The organism is Sphingorhabdus sp. SMR4y, from assembly GCF_002218195.1.
Taxonomy (GTDB): Bacteria; Pseudomonadota; Alphaproteobacteria; order Sphingomonadales; family Sphingomonadaceae; genus Parasphingorhabdus.
The window spans coordinates 2941017-2964449 of record NZ_CP022336.1 but is presented as its reverse complement, the minus strand read 5'-3'; the positions used below and the strand labels follow the sequence as shown (position 1 = coordinate 2964449).

Annotated in this window: 23 protein-coding genes and 2 tRNA genes; 14 read left to right on the top strand and 11 right to left on the bottom strand. The window is 58.9% G+C overall.

What is annotated here, in order from left to right; genetic code table 11:
- Positions 1 to 802: 802 nt before the first annotated feature.
- Positions 803 to 877, bottom strand: a tRNA-Gln gene (locus SPHFLASMR4Y_RS14290).
- Between the two features lie 85 nt (positions 878 to 962).
- Positions 963 to 2057 (bottom strand): branched-chain amino acid aminotransferase, encoded by a 1095-nt coding sequence (locus SPHFLASMR4Y_RS14285; protein WP_409928899.1) that lies wholly within the window; start codon positions 2055 to 2057, stop codon positions 963 to 965.
- Between the two features lie 110 nt (positions 2058 to 2167).
- Here SPHFLASMR4Y_RS14285 and SPHFLASMR4Y_RS14280 point away from each other — a divergent pair, with 110 nt between their 5' ends.
- Positions 2168 to 2680: a MarR family winged helix-turn-helix transcriptional regulator gene (locus SPHFLASMR4Y_RS14280; RefSeq protein WP_089134145.1), complete on the top strand. Its 513-nt coding sequence runs from the start codon at positions 2168 to 2170 to the stop codon at positions 2678 to 2680.
- A 71-nt stretch (positions 2681 to 2751) separates the two neighbouring features.
- On the opposite strand, the gene SPHFLASMR4Y_RS14275 is transcribed toward SPHFLASMR4Y_RS14280, so the two are convergent.
- The 3 genes from SPHFLASMR4Y_RS14275 to SPHFLASMR4Y_RS14265 all read right to left on the bottom strand — a co-directional run bounded on the left by SPHFLASMR4Y_RS14275 (position 2752) and on the right by SPHFLASMR4Y_RS14265 (position 4355).
- Positions 2752 to 3258 carry a YbjN domain-containing protein gene (locus tag SPHFLASMR4Y_RS14275; RefSeq protein ID WP_089134144.1) on the bottom strand — a complete coding sequence of 169 codons (507 nt, stop codon included), beginning with the start codon at positions 3256 to 3258 and terminating at the stop codon, positions 2752 to 2754.
- A gap of 140 nt (positions 3259 to 3398) precedes the next feature.
- On the bottom strand, positions 3399 to 3758 hold the full coding sequence (locus SPHFLASMR4Y_RS14270; RefSeq protein WP_089134143.1) for an accessory factor UbiK family protein: 360 nt from the start codon (positions 3756 to 3758) through the stop codon (positions 3399 to 3401).
- A 48-nt stretch (positions 3759 to 3806) separates the two neighbouring features.
- Positions 3807 to 4355, bottom strand: coding sequence for a TspO/MBR family protein (locus SPHFLASMR4Y_RS14265; protein ID WP_089134912.1), 549 nt, complete (start codon positions 4353 to 4355; stop codon positions 3807 to 3809).
- A 258-nt stretch (positions 4356 to 4613) separates the two neighbouring features.
- On the opposite strand from SPHFLASMR4Y_RS14265, the gene SPHFLASMR4Y_RS14260 reads away from it, so the two are divergent.
- On the top strand, positions 4614 to 6428 hold the full coding sequence (locus SPHFLASMR4Y_RS14260) for an ABC transporter transmembrane domain-containing protein (RefSeq protein WP_089134142.1): 1815 nt from the start codon (positions 4614 to 4616) through the stop codon (positions 6426 to 6428).
- Between the two features lie 508 nt (positions 6429 to 6936).
- On the opposite strand, the gene SPHFLASMR4Y_RS14255 is transcribed toward SPHFLASMR4Y_RS14260, so the two are convergent.
- The 4 genes from SPHFLASMR4Y_RS14255 to SPHFLASMR4Y_RS14240 all read right to left on the bottom strand — a co-directional run bounded on the left by SPHFLASMR4Y_RS14255 (position 6937) and on the right by SPHFLASMR4Y_RS14240 (position 9561).
- The gene (locus SPHFLASMR4Y_RS14255) at positions 6937 to 7389 is read right to left on the bottom strand and encodes an ExbD/TolR family protein (protein ID WP_089134141.1); all 453 of its coding nucleotides are present in this window, start codon (positions 7387 to 7389) and stop codon (positions 6937 to 6939) included.
- A 44-nt stretch (positions 7390 to 7433) separates the two neighbouring features.
- Complete coding sequence (locus SPHFLASMR4Y_RS14250; protein WP_089134140.1) at positions 7434 to 7955, bottom strand: ExbD/TolR family protein; 522 nt, start codon at positions 7953 to 7955, stop codon at positions 7434 to 7436.
- A gap of 106 nt (positions 7956 to 8061) precedes the next feature.
- Positions 8062 to 8823, bottom strand: coding sequence for a MotA/TolQ/ExbB proton channel family protein (locus tag SPHFLASMR4Y_RS14245; RefSeq protein ID WP_089134139.1), 762 nt, complete (start codon positions 8821 to 8823; stop codon positions 8062 to 8064).
- Positions 8824 to 8904: 81 nt separating this feature from the next.
- The gene (locus SPHFLASMR4Y_RS14240) at positions 8905 to 9561 is read right to left on the bottom strand and encodes an energy transducer TonB (RefSeq protein ID WP_089134138.1); all 657 of its coding nucleotides are present in this window, start codon (positions 9559 to 9561) and stop codon (positions 8905 to 8907) included.
- 268 nt (positions 9562 to 9829) lie between these two features.
- On the opposite strand from SPHFLASMR4Y_RS14240, the gene SPHFLASMR4Y_RS14235 reads away from it, so the two are divergent.
- From SPHFLASMR4Y_RS14235 to SPHFLASMR4Y_RS14215, 5 genes are all read left to right on the top strand, one after another.
- Positions 9830 to 10666, top strand: coding sequence for a hypothetical protein (locus SPHFLASMR4Y_RS14235; RefSeq protein ID WP_089134137.1), 837 nt, complete (start codon positions 9830 to 9832; stop codon positions 10664 to 10666).
- 157 nt (positions 10667 to 10823) lie between these two features.
- Positions 10824 to 12122, top strand: coding sequence for a homoserine dehydrogenase (locus SPHFLASMR4Y_RS14230; protein WP_089134136.1), 1299 nt, complete (start codon positions 10824 to 10826; stop codon positions 12120 to 12122).
- A gap of 128 nt (positions 12123 to 12250) precedes the next feature.
- Entirely contained in the window at positions 12251 to 13225 is a 975-nt protein-coding gene (gene glpX, locus SPHFLASMR4Y_RS14225; protein WP_089134135.1) for a class II fructose-bisphosphatase, read from the top strand.
- 2 nt (positions 13226 to 13227) lie between these two features.
- Positions 13228 to 14475: an alpha/beta hydrolase gene (locus SPHFLASMR4Y_RS14220; RefSeq protein WP_089134134.1), complete on the top strand. Its 1248-nt coding sequence runs from the start codon at positions 13228 to 13230 to the stop codon at positions 14473 to 14475.
- Positions 14472 to 15062, top strand: coding sequence for a uracil-DNA glycosylase family protein (locus tag SPHFLASMR4Y_RS14215; protein WP_089134133.1), 591 nt, complete (start codon positions 14472 to 14474; stop codon positions 15060 to 15062). Before SPHFLASMR4Y_RS14220 ends, SPHFLASMR4Y_RS14215 begins: the two co-directional genes overlap by 4 nt.
- On the opposite strand, the gene SPHFLASMR4Y_RS14210 is transcribed toward SPHFLASMR4Y_RS14215, so the two are convergent.
- Positions 15059 to 15550: a flavodoxin family protein gene (locus SPHFLASMR4Y_RS14210; RefSeq protein WP_089134132.1), complete on the bottom strand. Its 492-nt coding sequence runs from the start codon at positions 15548 to 15550 to the stop codon at positions 15059 to 15061. The genes SPHFLASMR4Y_RS14215 and SPHFLASMR4Y_RS14210 overlap by 4 nt on opposite strands.
- 65 nt (positions 15551 to 15615) lie before the next feature.
- On the opposite strand from SPHFLASMR4Y_RS14210, the gene recJ reads away from it, so the two are divergent.
- From recJ to SPHFLASMR4Y_RS14195, 3 genes are all read left to right on the top strand, one after another.
- Positions 15616 to 17382 (top strand): single-stranded-DNA-specific exonuclease RecJ, encoded by a 1767-nt coding sequence (recJ, locus tag SPHFLASMR4Y_RS14205; RefSeq protein WP_089134131.1) that lies wholly within the window; start codon positions 15616 to 15618, stop codon positions 17380 to 17382.
- 191 nt (positions 17383 to 17573) lie between these two features.
- Positions 17574 to 17648: transfer RNA gene (locus SPHFLASMR4Y_RS14200), tRNA-Glu, on the top strand.
- A 295-nt stretch (positions 17649 to 17943) separates the two neighbouring features.
- Positions 17944 to 18195, top strand: coding sequence for a hypothetical protein (locus SPHFLASMR4Y_RS14195; RefSeq protein WP_089134130.1), 252 nt, complete (start codon positions 17944 to 17946; stop codon positions 18193 to 18195).
- Here SPHFLASMR4Y_RS14195 and SPHFLASMR4Y_RS14190 read toward each other — a convergent pair.
- Positions 18156 to 19346 (bottom strand): acyl-CoA dehydrogenase family protein, encoded by a 1191-nt coding sequence (locus SPHFLASMR4Y_RS14190; protein ID WP_089134129.1) that lies wholly within the window; start codon positions 19344 to 19346, stop codon positions 18156 to 18158. The two genes, SPHFLASMR4Y_RS14195 and SPHFLASMR4Y_RS14190, sit on opposite strands and share 40 nt — an antisense overlap.
- Before the next feature lie 220 nt (positions 19347 to 19566).
- On the opposite strand from SPHFLASMR4Y_RS14190, the gene SPHFLASMR4Y_RS14185 reads away from it, so the two are divergent.
- The 4 genes from SPHFLASMR4Y_RS14185 (at position 19567) to pal (ending at position 23358) form a co-directional block, all read left to right on the top strand.
- Positions 19567 to 20328 carry an NRDE family protein gene (locus tag SPHFLASMR4Y_RS14185; RefSeq protein ID WP_089134128.1) on the top strand — a complete coding sequence of 254 codons (762 nt, stop codon included), beginning with the start codon at positions 19567 to 19569 and terminating at the stop codon, positions 20326 to 20328.
- A 30-nt stretch (positions 20329 to 20358) separates the two neighbouring features.
- Positions 20359 to 21921, top strand: a complete 1563-nt coding sequence (locus SPHFLASMR4Y_RS14180; RefSeq protein ID WP_089134127.1) for a sensor histidine kinase — start codon at positions 20359 to 20361, stop codon at positions 21919 to 21921.
- On the top strand, positions 21918 to 22607 hold the full coding sequence (locus tag SPHFLASMR4Y_RS14175; protein WP_089134126.1) for a response regulator transcription factor: 690 nt from the start codon (positions 21918 to 21920) through the stop codon (positions 22605 to 22607). Before SPHFLASMR4Y_RS14180 ends, SPHFLASMR4Y_RS14175 begins: the two co-directional genes overlap by 4 nt.
- Before the next feature lie 235 nt (positions 22608 to 22842).
- Positions 22843 to 23358, top strand: coding sequence for a peptidoglycan-associated lipoprotein Pal (pal, locus tag SPHFLASMR4Y_RS14170; RefSeq protein ID WP_089134125.1), 516 nt, complete (start codon positions 22843 to 22845; stop codon positions 23356 to 23358).
- Positions 23359 to 23433: the final 75 nt, after the last annotated feature.

The following is a 23433-nucleotide window of genomic DNA, read 5'->3' as shown; positions in this document are numbered from 1 at the left end:
AGATTACGGCTGGGTCAGAGGTTACCATTTAGGGTGGAAAATGCCGATGTCTATTTTTAGGCAATGCCCGCGACCTATTAAACGTCAGAAATTGGGAGCGATGCAGACATCGGATCTTTCCAGAGAGATCAACTCAACGAGGGCGTCATCAGCCTTTAGTTTTCCTAGCTGTATCGCCTCCTTTCGCTCCAAACTTGCGTTTTGGGGTGGAGCCACCCGGTTATGCACTATTTACAACCTCTGCCAAAACGCCGCGCGCGTTCGAAAGGTCAGGCGGTTTGACCTTGGCCCTCGGACTGAATGGGTCAAGCGTGACGAAATCTGCGAAAAAAATAGGAAAACAAAGAAGCTGTTGGCTGACATGATGCTCAATCAGCTAAACAGAGTCTGCCGTGTGCAAAAAAATGGTAACGCCCGCTCAGAAGCAAGAAGCCGTGCTGCATCTTTAGGTTTTGCTGGATATTAGCAAGCGCCGGAGTTTCGGACCGTAGATGCGGAAGCTTTTTCGCAGCCGAATCGCCTTCCGGTTCATCGGTGCCACTACCAATGGCCATGCAAATCAGTGCTTATGCAGATGGAATGAAGCGTTAGGCGAGAGAGGCATCCGCAATATCTCTCACGAATTATGTGGATGGATCAGTGGAAAACTTTCCCAATCTTACTTAGCGGCTTGAACCGAATCAAAGCGCGAGTCATGGTGCTAAAATCGAAACCACGAGAGGGTGCCACGGCAGGGTGCCACGGGGTTTTGACTCGCAGAGAAACCAAAGGTTTTTCAGGTGCTTAACTGTCAAAGAAGAATTGGTTGGGGTGGCAGGATTCGAACCTGCGCATGGCGGCATCAAAAGCCGCTGCCTTACCACTTGGCGACACCCCAATATTGCCGGCCCCTTGCTATCGGACCGTGCCGGTGAATGGGCCTATTATCCAGTTTGCCCCCACGGGGCAAGAGGCAGTTATAACTATGCTTCGAACAATCTTTTCACCCAGCCATGATCATCGGGAGCTACACCGCGCTGGATATCGACAAGCCGCCTGCGCAGCCTTTCGGTCAGCTGGCCGGGGCCGCCGCTGCCAATCGTGAATTCCCCGTCGGCGGACTTGACGGTGCCGACAGCCGTGACGACCGCAGCGGTGCCACAGGCGAATGTTTCGACCAGCTTGCCACTGGCAGCATCCGCTTCCCATTGATCTATCGCATAAGGTGCTTCCACCACCGTCAGCCCCTCTTCACGAGCCAGGGTGATGATCGATTCCCGGGTGATGCCGGGCAGAATGGTTCCACCAAGCGGTGGCGTGATCAGCCGGCCGTCATCCATCACGAAGAAGAGATTCATGCCGCCCAGCTCTTCAACCCACTTATGCTCTGCGGCATCGAGGAACACGACCTGGTCGCAGTCCTTCTCGATGGCTTCTGCCTGGGCCACCAGGCTGGCGGCGTAATTGCCACCACATTTGGCCGCACCGGTGCCGCCAGGGGCGGCGCGGCTATAGTCCTCGGAAACCCAGATGCTGATCGCCGATGCGCCGCTTTTGAAATAGCCGCCAGCGGGCGAGGCGATTACGAGATAGAGATATTCCTTCGCCGGACGGACGCCGAGAAACACTTCGCTGGCGAACATGAACGGACGCAGATACATTGAGCCGCCTTCCACCGACGGAAACCATTCACGATCAATATCGACCAAGGCCTCGACCGAATCAAGGAACAGCTTCTCCGGCAGTTCCGGCATCGCCATGCGCCGGGCCGACGCCTGAAAGCGTCGGGCATTTTCTTCGGGGCGGAACAGCGCCGTTGCACCATCGGCCAGACGATAGGCCTTCATGCCCTCGAATATCTCCTGGGCATAATGGAGAACGGAAGATGCGGGATCCATCATGATCGGCTCGCGTTTGGTGATTCTGGCGTCGTGCCAGCCCTCGGATTCCGTGTAGCGGATCATCGCCATATGATCGGTGAACAATGTTCCGAACCCCGGGTTCTCCAATAGCCGCTTCCGCTCGCTGGCATGCACTGGCGTTGCGCTCGGCTCGAGGTTGAATTCCAAATTCTTCATATTTGCCATATTCTGCCGCTTTCGCTGTTGTTCACGCCGCCATTGGAAGATTTGGAAGCATGTTTCAATTGCCTTGCAATCCCCTAATCAGCCTGTCAGGATACGTCAACATGACTGACGTATCTCGCCCCGCCATATCCCCCGGAGCCTCGCCGCTTTTTCTGCGCGAGGACGAAATCCGGCGTGGTATCGAGCTCCTCTATTTCGGCTATACCAGACTGACCAACGCTATCGATCAGGAGCTTGGAAAGCAGGGACTCGGGCGGGCGCACCATCGGGCGCTCTATTTCATTGCGCGGCAGCCGGACCTGACAGTGGGAGAGCTGCTGAAACTGCTGGCAATTACCAAACAGTCGCTCGGCCGCGTGCTGAAGGAATTGCAGGACCGCGATTTCATCCTGACCTCTGCCGGTATCGTCGACCGGCGCCAGAAATTGCTGCGTCTGACAGACAAGGGGGCCGCGCTGGAGACAGAATTGTTCCGGCAATTGCGGGAAAGACTGTCTTCCGCCTATGTTTCGGCCGGGCAGGAATCCGTGACCGGTTTCTGGCATGTTCTGGAAGGCCTGATTCCCGAAACCGACCGCAAGATGGTCTTTGACCTGCGCGGAGACAATGGCTGACACCGTTTCGGCCCGGCCGCCTGGCGGCCTCCGCCCGGATAGCGATTACATATTTCCAGCTTGAGCCCGCCTCAGGCTTCACCGACCGTGTCGACCATCGCATGCTCGATCGCGTCCTGGGGGCTCTTGTCGCTCCACAGGACGAACTGGAAGACCGGATAGAAGCGTTCCCACTCCTCTATCGCCAGATCGACAATCGTCTGGGCCTGATCCAGACCCAGCATGCCGCTGCCGCCAAGCAGGGTCGCATGACGGAACAGCAGGATATTATTGTTCGACCAGAGATCGAAATGCCCCAGCCAAAGCTGTTCATTGATCAGCCCAAGTGTTTGATATATTACGATTTTCTTATCTTCCGGCACTCGAATTTCGGGCAACAGGAGAATTTGCAGGACATGATCCTCGTTCCGCCAGATGGCGCGCAACTGGTAACTGGTCCAGTTGCCCTTAATCTCGACAGACAGTTCGTCTTCACTGACATGATCCACCGACCAGCCACGCGCCTCGAAAAAGGCCGCCAGCATATCCACGGGCGGTGCTTCATCCTGATCAAGCTCTTCCCATTGGTCGTCAAGCATCGCGGTTCCAGATCCTTTGCAGATAGAAGCCTAGTGGCCCACTCGCCGGATCAGGGCAAGACAAGCAGGCACCTGCCTTCACATTGATTGTGGGAACGCTGTGGATAATGAACCGCTTTTGATCGCGGGTCCGACCAAGTTCAGCCGTCGCTTTTGGGGGCTGCCGGCTTGCGGGAAGCGGCTTTCGGTGATGCCGCCTTGCCGGCTGCTGGCTTGCGGGTAGCCGCGCGTTTCGCCGCCGGCTTCCTGGCCGGGGCCGCGCCGCCCTTTTCCAGCGCGTCGAGACGTTTCTTCAATGCATCGGCTTCGGCGCGGGCCTTGGCCGCCATTTCCTTGACTGCCTCAAACTCGTCGCGCGAGACAAAGTCCATGCCGCCGAACCATTCCTTGGCTCGCTCTCTGGCGCTGGATTCAGCTTCGCGGCCAACGCCCGCCACGGTTCCGGCAAGCCCGTTCAGGACCTTGGAAATATCATCGAAAAAGCGGTTCTGGCTCTGCATGTCTTTTAACTCCGTCTGGACCTTTCACGGCCCGAAAAATATTATTGTCTATATCTGGGTTCTCGCAGCCGGAACCACAAGGGTTTCCGCACCGGGATTCAACCATTCGATCTGCTTGTTGAGCACCGCGGCAAAACATAGCCACGCGAGATAGGGCACCATCAGCCAGGCTGCGGCCTTGCGAACCCGGCCAAAGACCAAAGTTGTGCCCAGGGCCAACAGGAAGATGATGATGAGCAGCCAGAAGGCCGCACCGACCTGGTGCATGCCGAAAAACAGCACCGGCCAGAACAGGTTGAGCGCATATTGCAGCAGATACAAGATGATGGCCGGCCCCCGCAAAGGCGCGCCACGCGCGTGCAGCACCATCGCGAAGGCGGTGCCCATCATGGCGTATAGCAAGGCCCAGGCGGCACCGAATACCGGGCCGGGCGGTTGCGCGTCCGGCTTGGCCAAGGCCTGGAACCAGCGATTTTCCTCGCCGGAATTTGCAAATTGGCTAAAGGCGAAACCCAGAAGCACGGTGATCGGCACGACAAACAATATCCAGCGCAGCAAAGACATCCGCAACTGTCCTTTTGAAGCAATCTGATTCATGCGTGCATCATCCTTGATCGAAAATTTCACGAATCGTCCGGGCCGCTTTCCGCCCGAAGCCCTTTTGTTCTAACAATTTCCTGACATTTGACCAGCGTTAAGCCGGGGGCTTCTCGGCGTGGCACAGCCGGCTATTGGCTGGCTCCGGCCTTGGCATTAAGGACCATCATCGCCATGTTCACTGGACGGGCGGTTCCGGGCAAAAGCGGAACAAAGCTTTGATTGTTAGAAATAGGACGGGCTGCTAGGCGCTTTCTCATGAACGATAAATCCAATTCCGTCGAAAAAGACAGTCCACCGGCACCGCTGAAGAAAATTGGAAATCTGCGGATGGTGTTCGATCGCGCCATCACCTACCCGAAACAGATTGCCTTCGCATTATTGGCTCTGTTTGTATCCGCGATGGCGACCCTGGCCATACCGGCGGGCTTCAAGACCATCATCGACAAGGGCTTTATGGCGGGTAATGGCGATATTGCCCCGTATTTTCAGGGACTCCTGGGAATAGTCGGAGTTCTCGCCATTGCGACCGCCTTCCGCTTCTATTTTGTCAGTTGGCTGGGAGAGCGGGTTGTCGCCGATCTGCGGCTCGCGGTACAGGCCAACCTGCTGCGTCTGGCGCCGGGCTTTTTCGAGGAAAACCGGCCTTCGGAAATAGCCTCTCGCATGACCTCCGACACCGCGATTATCGAGCAGGTCGTGGGGACCACCGTGTCAGTCGCCTTGCGCAATATCGTGATCGGTATCGGCGGAATAGTCTATCTGTTCACACTGGCCCCCACGCTGACCGCCGGACTGCTGATCGCCATTCCGGTGATCATCCTGCCGATCGTCTTCATCGGCCGCAAGCTGACCAATGTGTCCCGTTCCAGCCAGGACCGGGTTGCCGATGTCGGCGCGATGATTGCCGAGACCCTGGGCGCGATGAAAATCGTCCAGGCCTTTGGTCAGGAAAGGCGCGAGCATGAACGGTTTGGTGGAGCGGTCGAGTCCACTTTCGATACCGCCAAGCGCCGGATCCGGTTGCGCGCGGCGATGACCGCCATCGTTATCGGGCTGATATTCACCGGTATTACCATGCTGATGTGGCGCGGCGCGATCGGCGTGGCAGAGGGAAGTATTTCCGGCGGTACCATTGCTGCCTTCGTTATAACCGGCGGCCTCGTTGCCGGGGCCTTTGGCGCGCTGACCGAAGTCTATGGTGATCTTTTGCGCGGCGCAGGCGCGGCGGGACGGCTTGCCGAACTGCTGTCCGAAAAGCCGGGCATCGCCGCGCCCGACAATCCGATTGCCCTGCCCGAGCCGTCGCGCGGGAAAATCGCCTTTGACAATGTCTCTTTCGCCTATCCGACGCGCCCGGATACACAGGCGCTGAGCAATTTCTCGCTGACCGTATCCCCCGGCGAGACGGTTGCCGTGGTCGGCCCGTCCGGAGCCGGCAAGTCGACGCTGTTCCAGCTCGCCCAGCGCTTTTACGATCCGCAGAGCGGGTCGGTACGGATCGACGGGGTCGCCCTGCCCTCGGCCGATCCGGCGGAGATCAGGCAGCGTATGGCGCTGGTCCCTCAGGAAACGGTATTGTTTGCAGCTTCCGCCCGCGACAATCTGCGATACGGCAAATGGGAAGCCAGCGATGAGGAAATATGGGAGGCGGCGCGCGCGGCCAATGCCGAGAAATTTTTGCGCGCCCTCCCCGACGGGCTGGACAGTTTCATGGGCGAAGCAGGAACGCGGCTCTCCGGCGGACAGCGGCAGCGGATTTCGATTGCCCGAGCGCTGCTCCGCAACACACCGATCCTGCTGCTCGACGAAGCCACTTCCGCACTGGATGCGGAAAGCGAAAAACTGGTGCAGGATGCACTCGATCATCTGATGGAAGACCGCACCACAATCGTCATCGCCCATCGTCTGGCGACCGTAAGATCGGCCGACCGGATTGTCGTGATGGATGAGGGCCGGATTGTCGAACAGGGCGACCATGACAGCCTGATCGCAAAAAACGGGCTCTATGCCCGGCTGGCTGACCTGCAGTTCAGCAGCGCGGAAACCAGCCTAGCAAAGGCCGTTTCCTGATCTTGCGGCCAGGCTGACACCAAAGCCGGTACAGGCCGCGCCAGTGACTGAAATGGCGCCCGTATCGGCTGAGCAGGCCGGCGAACAGGCTCGCTTCCGATAGCGGCAGGAAAATTCCAGCACAGGGCCCGGCTTTCAGCGACAGGCATGACCGGCGACCGGGGCACGAGCAGCAGACACGGGGATATTCCAGACCCAATGTCTGATCGACGTTCCGGTCGACCATAGCAAAGGATGCAGGACAACAGAGTCGACCGGTATCAGCCATTCGCCCTGTTGCAGGACCACGGCAGTTTACGACGATAGGCTCTACCTGGCCGGACATTTCTCTCCGATTTCGGTCATATCATGCTCGAATCCGGTCAATTTTACCCCAGGTTGCCAGTGCCCGCTATCGGGCAGAAAACTTACAGGAATGAATGTGATGAGAGGCAATGGCCCTGTCGTCAGGACAAAAAAGGGGCCGCGATAATCCTATCGCGGCCCCTCTGATTGACTTTTCCAGAAACTAGTTCGGAGGACGTTTCGCCTTGTTGAAGCTGCCATATTGCTCGTTTCCAACAAAACCGAACTTGCTCACGCCGCTATCCTTGATCACCGCCAATGTACGGTCGGTGGTCAGATAGGCGCTCAGCGGATCCGGCTGGAACTGCAGTTCCGGCTCCGGAACCATGGATTTGGTCTGGGCCAGAAATTGCTGAACCTGAGCCAGCGAAACAGCGGTATCGTTCCAGGTGATTTCGTTGGTCGCCGTTATCCCAAGGCGGTTTTTGACCGGATCTATGGGAGGTGGATTGGATGGATCGTTATCAGACACCGGCAAGTCGATTTTGACTGCGTGGGTCTGCACAGGGATCGTGATGATGAACATGATGAGAAGAACCAACAGGACGTCGATGAGCGGCGTCGTGTTCATCTCCATCATTGGCTCACCATCATCTTTTCCGCCACTCATTGCCATTCGGGAGTCTCCTTAACCTTCAATAACTCTTGTCGCCGGTCGAACTATTCGACCGCGATCGGTGTAGAAATAAAGCCTACTTTCGCAAAGCCCGCGCGCTGCATGGAATAGATCGCGCCGCCGATGCATTTATAGGGCGTATTGATGTCACCGCGGATGTGAACTTCCGGCATATCTTCCGGTGTCATATTCTCGACGCCACCAAAGGATTCAATCTGATCCTCAAGCTGCTTCACCGCCTTGGAAACCAGTTCGGTTGAATCAATCGGGCTGGTTCCCCAGTAAACACGACAATTTCCGCCGGGGGTGGCTCCTGAATATCCTTCTTCACCCGGATCACGTCCTGCAGCATCGGTCGTTGTGATCGACAGCAGCACATTTTCTTTCTTGGTCGTCGTGGGCTCGAAGGGCAGTACGGGGAGCTCGAGTTCTACGGTCTGGATAACCACGGGAACAGCGATCAAGAAAATGATCAGCAGCACCAGCATAACGTCCACGAGTGGGGTGGTATTAATATCGGATAGAGGAGTTGCCTCGCCGCTATCGCCCCCAACATTCATCGCCATAGGATTTTATCCTCTCAAAACTAAACATCTGAAGGAAGCCATGGCTTCCTTGTCGTGCGCTGGCCGGGTTGCTGCGTGATACACGACGAGCAACCCGGCCTACGGCTTACTTCTTCGCAGCAGGCGCAGCTGGTTTCGCAGCAGGCTTGGCTCCTGCGGTAGTGGTAGCGATTGGCTTAACGCCACCGTCCGAAGCCATGTAGCCAAGAACGTCATTGGAGAATGCAGCCAGCTGTTCGGAGATACGCTTGTTGCGTCCCTGCAGCCAGTTATAGGCCAGAACAGCAGGAACAGCCACACCAAGACCCAGTGCGGTCATGATCAGAGCTTCACCAACAGGACCAGCAACAGCGTCGATCGATGCCTGGCCGGCGATGCCGATCTTGATCAGGGCGCGATAGATACCGATAACCGTACCGAACAGACCGATAAACGGCGAGGTAGCACCAACGGTTGCCAGCCATGGCAGGCCGGTTGCGAGCTTCGACTTGATCAGATCCTGCGACCGTTCGATCGATCCGTGCAGCCAGTCATGCGCTTCAACCGGGTCGGTCAATTTGGCGTGATCGGCATCTGCCTTGATCGCATCGTCAACAATCTGACGGTAAGCGGAGTTCTTGTCGAGCTTGGCAGCGCCTTCCTTGAGGCTGCCTGCGCGCCAGAAAGTCGAGCGCATTGCAGCACCCTGCTTCATGACTTTATTCTGTTCAAACAATTTCGAGAACAGGATGTAGAAAGAAGAGACGGACATGATCGTCAGGATTGCGAGAACAGACCAGGCGATAACACCACCCTGTTCCATTGCTTCCCAAAAACCGAAAGCGTTTTGCGGAGCCGCCGGTGCAGCGGCCAAAATTTCAATCAACATTTTAACATTCCCCTCAGGATAAACTAATTGCAAAAATTTGTGGTTGGGAAGGGTAAGTTGGAGGAGCCCTTCCCGATTACATTATTCCGGTATCTGCCAACGTACGGCGTTGGAGTAATAACCAGTGGTAGGTTCACCGTTCGCGTCCAGAGAAGGTCTGAAGCGCGCACGCCGTGTCAGGTTTTTGCAGGCAGCCTGGTCAAGATCAGCGTGGCCGCTAGAACCTGTGATCTGACAATCAGTTACCCGACCATTCGAACCGACGGTTAGCCGGAAACGTGTGGTCCCTTCACGCTCTTCACGCAAGGCCCGCGAAGGATAGTCATTCGCATTAGCCCAGTTCCCGGGATTGCCACGAGGCTCCGGATTCGCCCGCTGCGGCGGAGGTGGAGCAGGTGGTGGCGCAGGAGGCGCAACAACCGGTGCCGGCGGCGGCGGTGCGGTTGGAACGGTCCGGATTACCGGCCGCGGCGCAACCACGGGAGCCACGATTGGCGGAGGCGTCACCACTGGTGGCGGCTCAATCGGCTGATCTGGCGGAGGTGGTGGTGGCTCCTCAGGCTCTTCTGGTGGTTCTTCCTCTTCAATATCAATCATATCCAGCTGCGTCGCAACCTTCTTGACGGCAGTATAGGCTAGCCCGGTGACCAGCGCATAGCCAAGTAACAGGTGAATGATTACGACAAGAACGATCGATATGATCTTGTTCGAACTCATCTCTTGGTCAGCATAAGCCATTCAGAAATGTAACTCCTTTTTCCCCATCACAAGGTAGTATACTCCATTGCTGAAGTTCCAGACAAAGAGCGAGAGGCTTGAAAAACCACCGCGACCCTTTTTATCCCCATGACAACTCTTCGTTCGCTTGAAAGCCATCTTAAATTTGTTTTAACGTGCTAGTTCCAAGCAGGCAATCGCTTTGTTGGTTCAGTAGCGATTAAGCTGTTAAAGGCCTATAAGAAGGGCTAAAAACCGCCTATCATAAATGTTAAAACAAGGGAAAACCATGCGCTTCTCCACGATATTTGCAGTCATGCTGTCTTTCTCTCAATTTGCCGTTTCGCCTGCCTTTGCAGAGGATTCTGTCAATGGTGACCCGCTGCAATATGCCGACATTGCAGACCTCAGCGAGGATGCCACCATCATTGCTCGTGTAGCGGTTAAAAATGCAATTAAAGTCGATCCGGAACGCGCCCCCAACGCACCGCCGAACACGCAGCGCTTCTATATAATTGCGTCGACCAGCGCCTTGATTCGCGGTGACGGCGGAATCGGTGAAACGATTCGCTATATAATAGATCTGCCGCTCGATACGCGCGGCCGTGCGCCGAAGATCAAGAAGAAGTCCTACATTATATTCGGCCGCCGTGCGCCCGGCCGCGGTGACGATATCCAGTTGATAGCGAAAGATGCCCAGATCGCCTGGACCGCCAGCCGGGAACAGCGGATCCGCTCTCTGGTTCGCGAACTGGTTGCCTATGATGCCCCCCCGGCGATCTCTCGGATCGCAAGTGCCTTTCACGTGCCCGGCACGATTATCGGCGAGGGTGAAACGCAGATTTTCCTCGAAACCGAAACCGGCTCGCCGATATCGATCACCGTGCTGAAGCGCGCCGGCCAGCAGAAGTTCTGGGCCGTCTCGCTGGGCGAGATTGTCGACGAGGCCGCGCGCGCGCCTGTCCGGAACAGCCTGCTCTGGTACCGGCTGGCCTGCTTCCTGCCGCGGCAATTGCCCGCCAGCGCCCTGAGCGGCGATTCACCCGCCAATGCACAGCAAGCCAGCAGCGATTACCAGATGGTGCTCAATGATCTTGGAAACTGCCCCCGGTCACGCCAGCCCTGAGACGCCCCCGCCTGTACAGGCCTTGCTATAGCGGCCTGCTCAGGCTGCCCGGCTGATGGTCACTGGCCGATACGGGCCAACTTATACTGGCATTCGCACAGCGCGGCGCTAATAAGGCGCCAACAATTTCACCTGAATCGCAAAGAGGCCTATCACCATGACTGCTCCGCTACGCATCGCGCTCGCCGGACTGGGTACCGTCGGGACCGGCGTTATCCGTCTCATTGAAGAAAATGGCGCGATGATCACGCAACGGGCCGGTCGTCCTATCGTGGTGACCGCCGTATCCGCCCGTAACCGCGACCGCGACCGGGGCATTGATCTGGCATCTTATTCATGGTGTGACAAAACCGAAGACCTGGCGACCCATGATGATGTCGACTGCGTCGTCGAATTGATCGGTGGGTCCGAGGGGACAGCGCTGGAACTGGCGCGAAAAAGCCTCGCCGCCGGCAAGTCGTTCGTCACCGCCAACAAGGCGATGGTCGCCCATCACGGCATGGAACTGGCCACAGCTGCAGAAAATGCGAATCTCTCGCTTCGCTATGAAGCTGCGGTGGCCGGCGGCATTCCGGTTATCAAGGGATTGCGGGACGGCGCGTCGGCCAACCGGATCGAGCGCGTCTATGGCATTCTTAATGGCACCTGCAATTATATCCTCACGGCCATGGAAAAATACGGTCGGGACTTCGACGACGTGCTGCGGGAAGCGCAGGAAATCGGCTATGCCGAAGCCGACCCGAGCTTTGACATCGACGGCGTCGATGCAGCGCATAAACTGGCCATATTGGCGGCCTTGTCATTCGGCAAGGCGCTCGACTTCGACGGTGTCGAAATCGACGGCATACGCCATATCATGGCAGCCGACATCGGTCAGGCCAAGGCTCTGGGCTATCGTATCCGCCTGCTCGGCATGGCCCGAATCGACAACGGGAAATTGTTCCAGCGGGTCAATCCCTATCTGGTCCCCGAAAATCATCCGTTGGCCCATATCGAAGGCTCTACCAATGCCGTGGTTGCCGAGGGCAATTTCTCCGGTCGCCTGATGTTTCAGGGTGCCGGCGCTGGTGAAGGACCAACGGCCTCTGCCGTCGTTGCCGATCTGATCGATATCGCCCGGGGCGATGCCGGCACGGTCTTCGCCGCACCGGCCAGCAAGATGGAAGCCTGCGAACGGGCCGAGAGCGGCAACCGGACGGGTAAAAGCTATGTCCGCTTCATCGTCGCCGACAAACCCGGCGTTCTGGCCGAGATTACCGCCGCCATGCGCGACGCGAACGTGTCGATCGAGAGCCTGATCCAGACGGCAAAAACCGACGAGGGGTCGGTGCTGATCTCGATGGTCACCCACGATAGTCGCGAGCGCAATGTCTCCGAGAGCCTGGCTGCATTGTCCAGTTCGACAAGTTTGCAGGCGGCGCCAGTTGTGATGCATCTGCTCAGCGACCAGGACTGATCCCTGTCCGGTTGCGCGCGCAACCGATACTATCAACCTCGGCGTTGGGAAAACCTGTCTCGACTTTGCAATATTGCTCGCCTATCGAGACTTCAAAATTACCCTTTAGAGAAGGACTGATCGATAATATGCCACAAGCAAGCGACATATTGGACCGCGTACTGGTCATGGAAATGGTACGCGTTACCGAAGCAGCCGCCATATCGGCAGCCAATCTGATTGGCCGCGGCGACGAAAAGGCCGCCGATGCGGCTGCCGTCGAAGCAATGCGTGCCGCTTTGAACGCTCTGGATATTTGCGGTACTGTGGTTATCGGCGAAGGCGAACGCGACGAAGCACCGATGCTGTATATCGGAGAGAAGGTCGGACGCGGCTGTGAGGGCGAAGCCCCTGCGATCGATATTGCGCTCGATCCTCTGGAAGGCACGACCATCACCGCCAAGGCGGGCGCCAATGCGCTTGCCGTTCTGGCCATCGCCGAAAAAGGCAATCTGCTGAACGCGCCTGATGTTTATATGGACAAGCTTGCGGTTGGTCCGGGCTATTCCCCCGGCATTATCGATCTCAACAAGTCGGTGACCGAAAATGTCTCGGCCGTTGCCAAGGAAAAGGGCGTCGAGCCGGCCGAGATTATCGTCTGCGTTCTCGACCGTCCGCGCCATGACAAGATTATCGCCGAGTTGCGCGAAATCGGATGCGGCATCATGCTGATCCCGGACGGCGATGTCGCCGGCGTGATCGCCACCACTGACGAAGACACGACCGTCGACATGTATATGGGCAGCGGCGGAGCGCCGGAAGGCGTGCTCGCAGCAGCCGCGCTGCGCTGCGTTGGCGGCCAGTTCAAGGGCCGCCTGCTGTTCCGCAATGACGACGAGCGGCAGCGCGCCTATAAATGGGGTATCGAGGATCTGGACAAGGTCTACGATCTGAAAGAGCTGGCCAAGGGCGATGTTATCTTTGCCGCTACCGGCGTGACTCATGGTTCGCTGCTGGAAGGCGTCAAGAAATTGCGCGGCGGCAAAATGACCACGGAAAGTGTTGTCATGCGCGCGTCCTCGGGAACCGTACGCTGGGTCAAAAGCGAGCACCGCGAAAGCTGACCATGGCCATTGCCAGCCTGCTGTCGCCCACCCGTCTCGCATCCAGGGCGCGATGGACGATTCTGGCTTTGCCCTGGCTGATTGCCGGATGCGTGACACCGGTGGACTATGGCGAGATACGCCATTCCGACTATGTCGCCGCCGAACGGTGCAATCCAGAAGCGGACGCGGCAAGCGCTGCCGACGCCAACGCCGGCGGCAAGCCGTTTTTCTTTGTCACCAGCCGGCTGCCGGACTGCCTGACAGAAAACATCCGGCTGCTGCATCATCGCGGCGACAAGGTCCGCTATGGCCGCTTTGCCGGACCGCAAGAGGTTGAGCGGGAGCCCGGGAAAACCACCCGCAGCATTCCTTTTGCTTTCTCCAATTCGCGGCAATGGTGGACCAATCTGGCCGAAAAGATGCGAGCGGCAGATGGCCGCGTCCTGCTCTATGTTCATGGGTATCGGGAAACATTTTTCACCAGCTCGCGCGACACCGACCAGATTGTCCGGCTGACCGGTTTTTCCGGCCCGGCTATCCAGTATAGCTGGCCTTCGCAGGGTGCCCTGTTCAAATATCCTGTCGACGAAACCAACATGTACTGGGACGAGCGGAATTTCCGCAAATTCCTGATGCAACTGGCGCAGTTGGAAACAACAAGAGAAATCGTGCTGATTTCGCATTCGCTCGGCGCGCGGCTGGTGCTGCCTTCGGTGGAATATGTCGATCGCAACGTTTCCAACGGCGATTCGAGCGTTATGTCGAACATCATATTGGTCTCGCCAGACGTCGACACCCAAGATTTCGAGCGCGATATCGCCGAAGAGATATTGTCCGACCGACGGGTGCGCAACGACCGGCGAATCACCGTTTACGCGTCGATCAAGGATCGCGCCCTTTCGCTGTCCGATGACATTCACGGCTATCCCCGCCTCGGCTATCCGCGCTGTTTCAGTCCGTTCGAGGCCGCGGACCTCAAGGCCCGCGGGCTTCCCGAGCGTTGCTATGCGGCGCATCCGAAATATGCCGAAACGGTCGACAAGGCGGCGCTGACCATCGTCGATACCAGCGCTGTCAGTCGCGGCCGCACCGGCCACAGCAATTATCTGCAGAGCGCACCGGCCTGCCGGGATTTCGCTGCGGTCGTCAGTGGCGAGAGAAAGCCGGAGGGGCGGCAGGCAACCCACCTCGGGCATGTTTTTGTCCTGCCGCCGATCGCCAAGGGCGAGAAGCCCGATCATCTGGCGATCTGCCGCCGCGGCGAATGAAGCAGCGCCAACCCGATGCGCTGCCCGGCCTGCTAGAAGAGATCCGGGCCTGCACCATCTGCACGGGCCTGCCTTTGGGCCCCAGACCGCTGCTGCAGGCGGACAGCGCCGCGCAGATTCTGCTGGTCGGCCAGGCGCCGGGTAGCAAGACCCACGAGAAAGGCCGCCCGTTCGACGATGTCAGCGGCAAGCGGCTGCGCGGCTGGCTGGGCGTGACCGAGGAGCAGTTTTACGATCCGCGCCGCTTCGCGATCATCCCGATGGGCTTCTGTTTTCCCGGTAGCGGCATGGGCGGCGACATGCCGCCGCGCCCGGAATGTGCACCGGCCTGGCGCAAGCCTCTGCTGGAGGCCCTGCCCGACATCCGGCTGACGCTGGTTCTGGGGCAATATGCGATGAACTGGCATCTCGGCGATCGCAAATCCCGCACGCTTACCGACACGGTGAGACGCTGGCGCGAATTCTGGCCGGAGCTTCTGGCCCTGCCCCATCCGAGCCCGCGCAATATCCGCTGGTTCAAGGCCAATCCCTGGTTCGAGACGGACGTGATTCCTGTGTTGCAGGATCGCGTCGCCGAACTGATCTAGAAGACCCCCATGGCCAGTCCCGCCGCCAGCGTCGCGCCGGTTTCCGCGCAGCGCTGGCGATCGCTTTCGCTGATCGTCTTGGCCGCCAATATCTGCTCTTCGGTCTGCGCATGGGTGCAGATGATCAGGCTGTCGATCACCTTCTTGAGCCGCCAGCCGGTAGCGATCCGCTCCAGCTGGGCTTTCGCATTCTCGCCATCTGATCCGGCGCAGATCATCGCGGCATAGGGACGCCCTTCGATCTTCCCGAGAAGGGGATAATAGCAGCGATCCAAAAAGGCCTTCATCACCCCGGCAATCGCCGCGAGATTTTCCGGCGTTGCAAATATATAGCCGTCGGCCGAGAACATGTCCTCAGCCTGGCAATCTTCGGCTCGCATGACCTTGATTTCGGTGCCCTCCTCGCCCTGCCCGGCCGCCTTGGCAGCCTCGACCATCTGCGCGGTACCACCGGTATAACTGTAATAGACGATCAGAAGCTTTTTCATCCCCATCTCCCTAGCAAGCAACAGACCGATTGTCAGCGCCGCAGCTTTGACGCATAGCCGCCATCATGAATGCAGTATTGAATGTAGAAAAATCCCTGTCCGGCCAGAGCTGGCGCTGGCGCAGCACCAGCGCCGACGCGCGCGATCCGGGTTTCCAGCCCGATGATCTGGTCACCCAATTGCTGCTCGCGCGCGGTGCCAGCCGGGAAACGCTTGCCATCAACCGCGAGCCGACGATCCGCGGCTTCATGCCCGATCCATCGGTCTTCCGGGACATGGACGCAGCCGCTGATCGTCTCGCCCTGGCCATCAGGAACCGGGAAAAGGTGACGATATTCGGCGATTATGATGTCGATGGCGCGACCAGCGCAGCGCTGCTGATCCGGCTGCTGCGCGACCTGGGGCTGGAAGCGGGCTATTATATTCCCGACCGCCTGATGGAAGGCTATGGCCCGTCCGGCGAGGCCCTGGTCAAGCTGGGTGCACAGGGCAGCAATCTGGTGGTCACCGTGGACTGCGGCGCGATGGCCTTTGAAGCGCTCGACATGGCGCACCGGGCCGGGGTCGAGGTCATCGTCGTCGACCATCACAAATGCGCGGTGGAACTGCCCAAGGCGATCGCACTGGTCAATCCGAACCGGCTGGACGAGAGCGACGCCGGCGCCGAACATGGCCATCTCGCCGCCGTCGGGATGGCCTTCCTGCTTGGCGCGGCGCTGGTCCGCACGTTGCGCAATCAGGGCTTTTTCAAGGATCGCGCCGAACCCAAACTATTGGAATTTCTGGATATTGTAGCCCTCGGCACGGTCGCCGATGTCGCCCAGCTGCGCGGCCTCAACCGCGCCTTTGTCGCGCAGGGCATCAAGGTTCTGGCAGGGCGTCAGAATATCGGCCTGTCCGCGCTGATCGACGCCAGTCGGCTCAAGCGAGCACCAATCTGTTCGGATCTCGGCTTTGCGCTGGGACCGCGAATCAACGCCGGCGGACGGGTCGGCAAATCGGATCTCGGCGTGCGGCTGCTGATCACGCAGGACCCGGAAGAGGCCCAGGCCATCGCCGCCGAGCTTGATCATCTCAATCAGGAACGGCGCGCGATCGAGGCCCATGTGCTGGAGGAGGCCGAAGCGATGTGCTCGGCCCAGCAAAACCAGGCGGTGGCGGTGCTTGCCGCCAAAGGCTGGCACCCCGGCGTGATCGGCATTGTAGCCGGGCGGATCAAGGAGAAGCTGAACCGGCCGGCGATCATTATCGCGCTGGACGACGAGGGCATCGGCAAGGGCTCGGGCCGTTCGATCGGCGGCGTCGATCTGGGCGCGGCAATCATTGCGGCAAAGGACAGCGGCCTGCTGATCGCCGGTGGCGGCCATGCGATGGCTGCAGGCGTCACCGTCGCAGCGGACAAGGTGGATGCCTTCTCCGAATTTCTCAACGACCGGCTCGCCGACAGCGTCGGCAAGGCGCAGGACGGCAAGGCGCTGCTGCTCGACGCGGTGCTGTCGCCGAAGGGCGTCAACCCGACGATGGTCGAGGCGATGGACGGAGCCGGTCCCTATGGCATGGGCTGGCCCGCGCCGAGAATCGCCATCGGACCGGTGCGAATCATCAAATGCGACATAGTCGGTACCGATCATGTCCGGATGATCGTCGGCGGCGATGACGGCGCATCGATCAAGACCATTGCGTTCCGCGCGGCAGAGAGCGATCTCGGCCAGACCCTGCTCAACGCACCGCGAGGACGGAAATTGTGGATCGCCGGCCGCGCCAAGATCGACGACTGGGGCAGCCGCCCGTCGGCGGAAATCCATCTCGAAGATGCCGCCTGGGCCGATTGAGCAGGCGCCAGCCGGTTGATCCGTCCGCGCGCCGGACCGGATCGCGGTCGCTGTTGGCAGCCGCAAAGACAAAGAGTTACGGGCGGTCCGGCACGATGCGAAAAAAAAGCCCGATATTTCCAGTGAAAAGAGGGTTGACCAAAGCCGAGCACCCCCCTAATGGCCGTGGCTCGCCGACCGGCAAACGGTATGGCCCCTTCGTCTAGCGGTTAGGACGCGGCCCTTTCACGGCTGAAACACGGGTTCGATTCCCGTAGGGGTCACCACTTCCCAGAAAATCTGAATTTAGCAGACGCCCGGGACTTGTGGCGATTGTCGCGCGCTCGACCTGTCCCATTCCGCTGTAGCATATGAGCCAGTCACAGACGTCCTGCCCTGCTCCCTTGGGACGGCGTGGGTCGATAGCTTTATGCGGTTTCGCAGCCCTTCTGATCTTGGCAATGCTGTGGGGCATCCAGACATCAAGCGATCTTTGCAAGCCGCCAATTTTGGTCGGGCCCCGTTAGTTTATACCCTGATTAAGTGTCACCCTCTTCATCCAGCGCAGCTTGAACGGTTGCCATGAAGGTTACGGCGGCAATCGACCGCGCCGCCTGCCAGTCAATCGCGATCCGGCGCCGGGTACGTCTGAGCTATGCCGCAGGCGATATCGGATTCATTCCGGTCTGGCGGGCGGTAAAGCTCTCTCTGCTTTTCTGCGATGGTCAGTTTCTCCACCTGCCGCTCGGCGGTGCCCTCCCGTTGCACGGCCTGCCCGCACCTGTCATCGCCGGTCAGAGCCCCAGCACCCGCTTAGCGATGATGTTTCGCTGAATTTCGTTGGTGCCGCCATAGATGCTTTGCGCGCGGGTGCCGAAATAATTGGCAACGCCAGGCGCCGCAAAGGCGGCATCGCCGGTCCATTCCGGACTGACACTATCGGCAAATTTGCGGTTGCCCTGTTCGGCTGCGGCTTCCAGAAACAGGGTCGTGATCTCCTGCGCCAGATCGGTCGCCATGATCTTGAGGATCGAGGCCTCATCGCCCGGCGACCCCCCGTCCCGTACCGTGGTCAGCACCCTCAACACTGTAATTTCCAGCGCATCCAGCCGCGTTTCCGCTTCGCTCAGACGGCTTGCGAAAAAGCTGTCGTCGATCAGCCGCTGGTTACCGCCGGTCGGGATTTGCGAAGCAATGGCGCGGATATCGGCCAGTTGCTTCCGCTTGCCGCCGATCCGCGCATAAGAGGTGCGTTCGTTGCCGAGCAGATATTGCGAATAGGACCAGCCCTTGCCCTCCTCGCCAATGCGATTGCCGACCGGCACCCGGACATCGACGAAATCGCACTGGCTGAGATAATATTTGCCGTCGATGGTGATGATCGGCTTCACCGTGACGCCGGGCTGATCCAGCTTGCAGCAGATGAAGGTGATGCCCATCTGCTTCTTCGCTTCGCGCGCGGTGCGGGTCAGCAGGAATATCCAGTCCGCATGCTGGGCCGCCGAGGTCCAGATTTTCGTGCCGTTGAGAATATAGTCGTCGCCATCGCGCACGGCGGAAAATTGCAGGGAAGCGAGATCCGATCCCGCTTCCGGTTCGCTATAGCCTTGCGCCCATCCGACCGAACCGTCGCGGAGACCGGGCAGCCACTGCGCCTTTTGCGCCTCGCTCCCGAATGTATAGATGACCGGACCGACATAGATGACACCCATCGGGGTCACCGTCGGCGCCCCGGCCCGTTCCAGCTCTTCGTCAAAAATATATTGTTCCTCGATCGTCCAGCCTGGTCCCCCATGCTCCTCGGGCCAGGCACTGGCCAGCCAGCCGCGCTCTCCCAGCGCCATTTCCGCACGGCGCACCTCGGCAGTGGTCAGGCTCGCCCCGGAGGCAACCTTCGCCAAAATGTCTTCTGGATAGTCATTTTCGAAATAGGAGCGGATTTTGTCGCGAAAGGCCTGCAATTCAGGGGCGTGACCGAGTTTCATAATTGCGCGCTTTCCTCTGCTGTCCGATTCCGGATTCTTTGAATGATGACTGTGCACTAATTTCGCGAAAAGTGAACCATTGCCGTGTTGCAATTTTGCCAGCTGCTGCTGCCGCAGATCCGCCTCGGGAGCTGTGACCCTGATTTGAATTCGAGGAGGAAAAAGAGATGAATCCGGACAATATATTCGCAAAGGAGCACGGCTTTGCTATTGCCGCCCGATGTGTATCATTTCCCTCGCGTGGCAGGCCCATCCCCACTGGAAACTTGTCGCGATCGGCAATCGGGATGAACTGCATGGCCGACCCGCGGAGCCGCTGGCCCGCTGGCAAGGTCACGAACATCTGTTGGCGGGGAAGGATGTGCAGGCCGGCGGAACCTGGCTCGGCATATCCGAACAGGGCCGCTTTGCCGTGGTCACCAATCTCAGCGGCTATGGCCCACCGGATGGCAGCCGCGCGTCCCGCGGCGATCTGTTGAAGGACTTTCTGCTCGGCAAGGGCGATTATGCCGATCTGGAAGCAGTGCCCTTTTCGGATTTCAACCCGTTCAACCTGATCACCGTCGCGCATGATGAAGCGTTGGTCCATTCCAACCGGCCGGACAGTGTCAGCAGGCGTCTCGAGCCGGGCATTCATGGTCTTTCCAACGGCTCGCTGGAAAATCCATGGCCGAAGGCGCGGCACCTCGATGCCGCTTTGCACAACTGGCTGCAGAACGGATCAGCGGATCCCGCGGCTTTGCTGGACCTGTTGACCGACAGGTCGACATATCCGCTTGCGAAAACCGTAACAGGCCCCGGACCGGCGCAGCTGGAACCGGCCAGCTCCGGGATATTCATCGAGAACCCGGTCTATGGAACGCGCTGCAGCACGATCGTGGCGATTGACCACGCCGGCAATGGATCGATGCTCGAGCGCCGCTTCGATGCCTCGGCAAAAGTGACCGGGGAAGCCCGCCTGGCCTTTTCATGGCCGGGCTGAGATCCCGTTAGCGGGCGGCATAGAAAATCCGTGCATGCCGCTTTCCGGAATATCGGCTATGCCCTGCCCATGGACCTGCCGATACGGAACAAGATCACGCGCATTTTCGAACGACTGTCTTCGGACAGCGCGCGCAGCTATGCCTCTTTCTTCATCGGTCTGGCAGTCTTTGTCGCCGGCACCCTGGCCACCTATATTGCGCAGAGCGCCGACCGGCCGGTCAGCGCCGCGCTGATCTATGTATCCGCCGTGACGATCATCGGCGCGGTAAACGGCCTGCGCGGTGGCCTTCTGGCAGGCATTGGCGCTTCCTTCTTCTACAATTTCTTTTTCAGCGAGCCGTTGCTCGACTTTGGCGTCACCACGTCCGACGAATATATCCCGCTGGTCGCGTTCAATCTGAGCGCTCTGCTGTCTGGCGCGCTGGCCGGCCGCATCAACGACCGGGCCCGCACCGCCGAAATTGCCCAGCAGAAGATCAATCTCTTGCTCGACATCAGCAACCAGTTGCAGACCGCTGTGAACCTGGAAGATATTGACCAGGCCATCGTCCAGACCGGTATTTTCGATTCATCCGGAGAGTTTGAAATCTACGCCATCAGCGACGAGGCCTGGATCGCGGTCAACGGCAAAGAGCATTGGCTGGACGAAGCCCGGCGCGCCGTCGGACCAGACGATTGGGAACATCTGGAGGATCAGAAAACAGCCTATCTGCTATCCTCCTCGAAACGCCGTGTTGGTCTGTTGATCTGTAGCCGGGATGCGCAGAAGTCCAATCGCCTGAGCAAGATAGACTTTGACGCAGTGCTGAATTTACTGAGCATGGCTGTCGACCGTTTCGTCCTCCTGCACCAGAAATCCGAAGCGGAAGCCATGCGCCGGTCGGAGGCGTTCAAGACTGCGTTATTGTCCTCCATTTCCCACGACATGCGCACGCCTCTGGCGGCGATCTCTGCATCCGCATCCAGCCTCGCCGCTTATGGCGACACGCTGCCCGACGCTTCGCGCCAGGAAATGCTGACAATCATCCAGGACCAGTGCGAGCGATTGAATCGCTACACCACCAATTTGCTCAACCTGGGCCGGTTGCAGGCCGGCATATCGCCCGACCAGCTGGAAAGCCTGGACCTGGTTGAGATGCTGGGGTCGGCCGTCAACACGGTGAAAATGCACCACAGCGGACGCGAAATCATCAAGAGCCTGCCTTTCGATGACTGCACGGTGCGCGCCAATCCGGTGATGCTGGAGCAGCTTTTCTACAATATCCTGGAAAACGCGGTCCAATACAGTCCCGGTGACGCGCCGGTACTGGTGACCGGACACAGGCAGGCCGGACGAGTCGAGATCGCCATATCGGATCAGGGGTGCGGCATCCCGGCCAGCGAGCTGAACCGGGTGTTTGACCGCTTCTACCGTTCGGCTGACAATATACGCAAGGAAGGGCATGGCCTCGGCCTGTCGATCGCCGCAGGCTTTGCGCGCGCCTTCGGCGGCGACATCTCCGCCCACAGTCCGCTTGAAATGGGCCGAGGAACCAAGATCATCGTCCAACTTCCGGCATCCACCTCTCGCCTGGAAAGCAATAGCCCATGATCGTCAAAATATTGCTGGTCGATGACGAGACCGCGCTCATCCGGTCGCTGCAACCGGTGCTGATCGCGCAGGGCTATGGCGTCGATTCCGCCGGGACAGCGGCAGAAGCGCTGAAAAAGGCAAAAGAGACGGTGTTTGACATCATCCTGCTCGATCTGGGGTTGCCCGATGCCGACGGCAAGGAAATCATTGCGAAGCTGCTCGATTTCAACGCTCTGTCGATCCTGATCCTGTCCGCCCGCCATCAGGAAGCGGAAAAGGTCGCCGCGCTGGATCAGGGGGCTGATGATTTCATTAACAAGCCGTTTAATATCGAGGAGCTGCTGGCGCGGATCCGGGCGGCGGTGCGGCGACGGAAGAACGAGGCTGGCAAGAGCCAGGAATTTGCATCGCGCCATTTGCGGATCGATTTTCTCAAGCGGAAAGTTTTCCTGATGGGCGACGAGATCAAATTCTCTCCCAAGGAATTCGATCTGCTCGAGACGCTGGCGCGGCATGCCGGACAGGTGGTCACCCACCGTCAACTGCTGCTGGCCGGATGGAATGATCCGACGATCGACACCCAATATCTGCGGAGCTATATGGCGCTGATCCGCCAGAAGCTGGAATATGACTCGTCCCAGCCGGAATATCTGCTGACCGAGCCGGGTGTCGGCTATCGACTGGATATTGATTTCGAGCAATGAAGGTTGGATGACGCGGGCTTCGTCGGGGTGAGCAAATACCCGCGCCATCACAGGGGGCTTCTTTGGTTGATGATGTCCCTTGCAGGGACAGGTCCGTTCTAGAGACATCATCGTGCTGCCGTTACCATGGATTTTATATGCTCCCCGGGCCGGAAGGACGCATATAAAATCCGTGCTAATGGCTCTGGCAAAACAGGCCTAGAAGATAGCGGCAACAGTCAAAAGGTTTTGCCCCATGTCCGAATCCCGCATTTCCGTACATTTTATCTCGATGCCGCTGCTGGTTGCGGCTCTGGCCCTGTCGGCCTGCAGCAAGAAGGCTCCGGAGGGCCTGCCACCGGCACCCGGCGACACTATCGACTATAATCGCGCGCCCGCAGGTCCGATCAAGGGTAGCCAGGAAGATTTTCTGGCCAATATTGCCTCGGACAGAATTTTCTTTGAAACCGACCGCAGTAACGTCGATGCCGAAGACCAGCAGATATTGCGCAGCCAGGCGGCATGGCTGATTGCCAATCCGAGCGCCCGCATTCGCGTGGAGGGCCATTGCGACGAGCGTGGAACCCGCGAATATAATCTCGCGCTTGGCGAACGTCGCGCCAACGCCGCCAAAAACTATCTTTCCACCCTCGGTGTCGAACTCTCGCGAATTTCGGTGGTCAGTTACGGCAAGGAACGGCCGGACGCTCTGGGATCGGATGAAACAGCCTGGGGCCTGAACCGCCGCGCCGTGACCGTCACAATCCGCTAGAGACAGAGCTCCCGGCCCAAACAGCCTCCCCAACAATCCGGGGTCCGCCGGTAACATGCCGGAGGACCTTGGTGT

What these genes read in the sequence shown, in the direction of transcription:
- SPHFLASMR4Y_RS14285 (WP_409928899.1), bottom strand. Translation starts at nt 2,057, where the DNA reads ATGAAGAATTTGGAATTCAACCTCGAGCCGAGCGCAACGCCAGTGCAT.
- SPHFLASMR4Y_RS14280 (WP_089134145.1), top strand. Translation starts at nt 2,168, where the DNA reads ATGACTGACGTATCTCGCCCCGCCATATCCCCCGGAGCCTCGCCGCTT.
- SPHFLASMR4Y_RS14275 (WP_089134144.1), bottom strand. Translation starts at nt 3,258, where the DNA reads ATGCTTGACGACCAATGGGAAGAGCTTGATCAGGATGAAGCACCGCCC.
- SPHFLASMR4Y_RS14270 (WP_089134143.1), bottom strand. Translation starts at nt 3,758, where the DNA reads ATGCAGAGCCAGAACCGCTTTTTCGATGATATTTCCAAGGTCCTGAAC.
- SPHFLASMR4Y_RS14265 (WP_089134912.1), bottom strand. Translation starts at nt 4,355, where the DNA reads ATGAATCAGATTGCTTCAAAAGGACAGTTGCGGATGTCTTTGCTGCGC.
- SPHFLASMR4Y_RS14260 (WP_089134142.1), top strand. Translation starts at nt 4,614, where the DNA reads ATGAACGATAAATCCAATTCCGTCGAAAAAGACAGTCCACCGGCACCG.
- SPHFLASMR4Y_RS14255 (WP_089134141.1), bottom strand. Translation starts at nt 7,389, where the DNA reads ATGGCAATGAGTGGCGGAAAAGATGATGGTGAGCCAATGATGGAGATG.
- SPHFLASMR4Y_RS14250 (WP_089134140.1), bottom strand. Translation starts at nt 7,955, where the DNA reads ATGGCGATGAATGTTGGGGGCGATAGCGGCGAGGCAACTCCTCTATCC.
- SPHFLASMR4Y_RS14245 (WP_089134139.1), bottom strand. Translation starts at nt 8,823, where the DNA reads ATGTTGATTGAAATTTTGGCCGCTGCACCGGCGGCTCCGCAAAACGCT.
- SPHFLASMR4Y_RS14240 (WP_089134138.1), bottom strand. Translation starts at nt 9,561, where the DNA reads ATGGCTTATGCTGACCAAGAGATGAGTTCGAACAAGATCATATCGATC.
- SPHFLASMR4Y_RS14235 (WP_089134137.1), top strand. Translation starts at nt 9,830, where the DNA reads ATGCGCTTCTCCACGATATTTGCAGTCATGCTGTCTTTCTCTCAATTT.
- SPHFLASMR4Y_RS14230 (WP_089134136.1), top strand. Translation starts at nt 10,824, where the DNA reads ATGACTGCTCCGCTACGCATCGCGCTCGCCGGACTGGGTACCGTCGGG.
- glpX (WP_089134135.1), top strand. Translation starts at nt 12,251, where the DNA reads ATGCCACAAGCAAGCGACATATTGGACCGCGTACTGGTCATGGAAATG.
- SPHFLASMR4Y_RS14220 (WP_089134134.1), top strand. Translation starts at nt 13,228, where the DNA reads ATGGCCATTGCCAGCCTGCTGTCGCCCACCCGTCTCGCATCCAGGGCG.
- SPHFLASMR4Y_RS14215 (WP_089134133.1), top strand. Translation starts at nt 14,472, where the DNA reads ATGAAGCAGCGCCAACCCGATGCGCTGCCCGGCCTGCTAGAAGAGATC.
- SPHFLASMR4Y_RS14210 (WP_089134132.1), bottom strand. Translation starts at nt 15,550, where the DNA reads ATGAAAAAGCTTCTGATCGTCTATTACAGTTATACCGGTGGTACCGCG.
- recJ (WP_089134131.1), top strand. Translation starts at nt 15,616, where the DNA reads ATGAATGCAGTATTGAATGTAGAAAAATCCCTGTCCGGCCAGAGCTGG.
- SPHFLASMR4Y_RS14195 (WP_089134130.1), top strand. Translation starts at nt 17,944, where the DNA reads ATGAAGGTTACGGCGGCAATCGACCGCGCCGCCTGCCAGTCAATCGCG.
- SPHFLASMR4Y_RS14190 (WP_089134129.1), bottom strand. Translation starts at nt 19,346, where the DNA reads ATGAAACTCGGTCACGCCCCTGAATTGCAGGCCTTTCGCGACAAAATC.
- SPHFLASMR4Y_RS14185 (WP_089134128.1), top strand. Translation starts at nt 19,567, where the DNA reads ATGTGTATCATTTCCCTCGCGTGGCAGGCCCATCCCCACTGGAAACTT.
- SPHFLASMR4Y_RS14175 (WP_089134126.1), top strand. Translation starts at nt 21,918, where the DNA reads ATGATCGTCAAAATATTGCTGGTCGATGACGAGACCGCGCTCATCCGG.
- pal (WP_089134125.1), top strand. Translation starts at nt 22,843, where the DNA reads ATGTCCGAATCCCGCATTTCCGTACATTTTATCTCGATGCCGCTGCTG.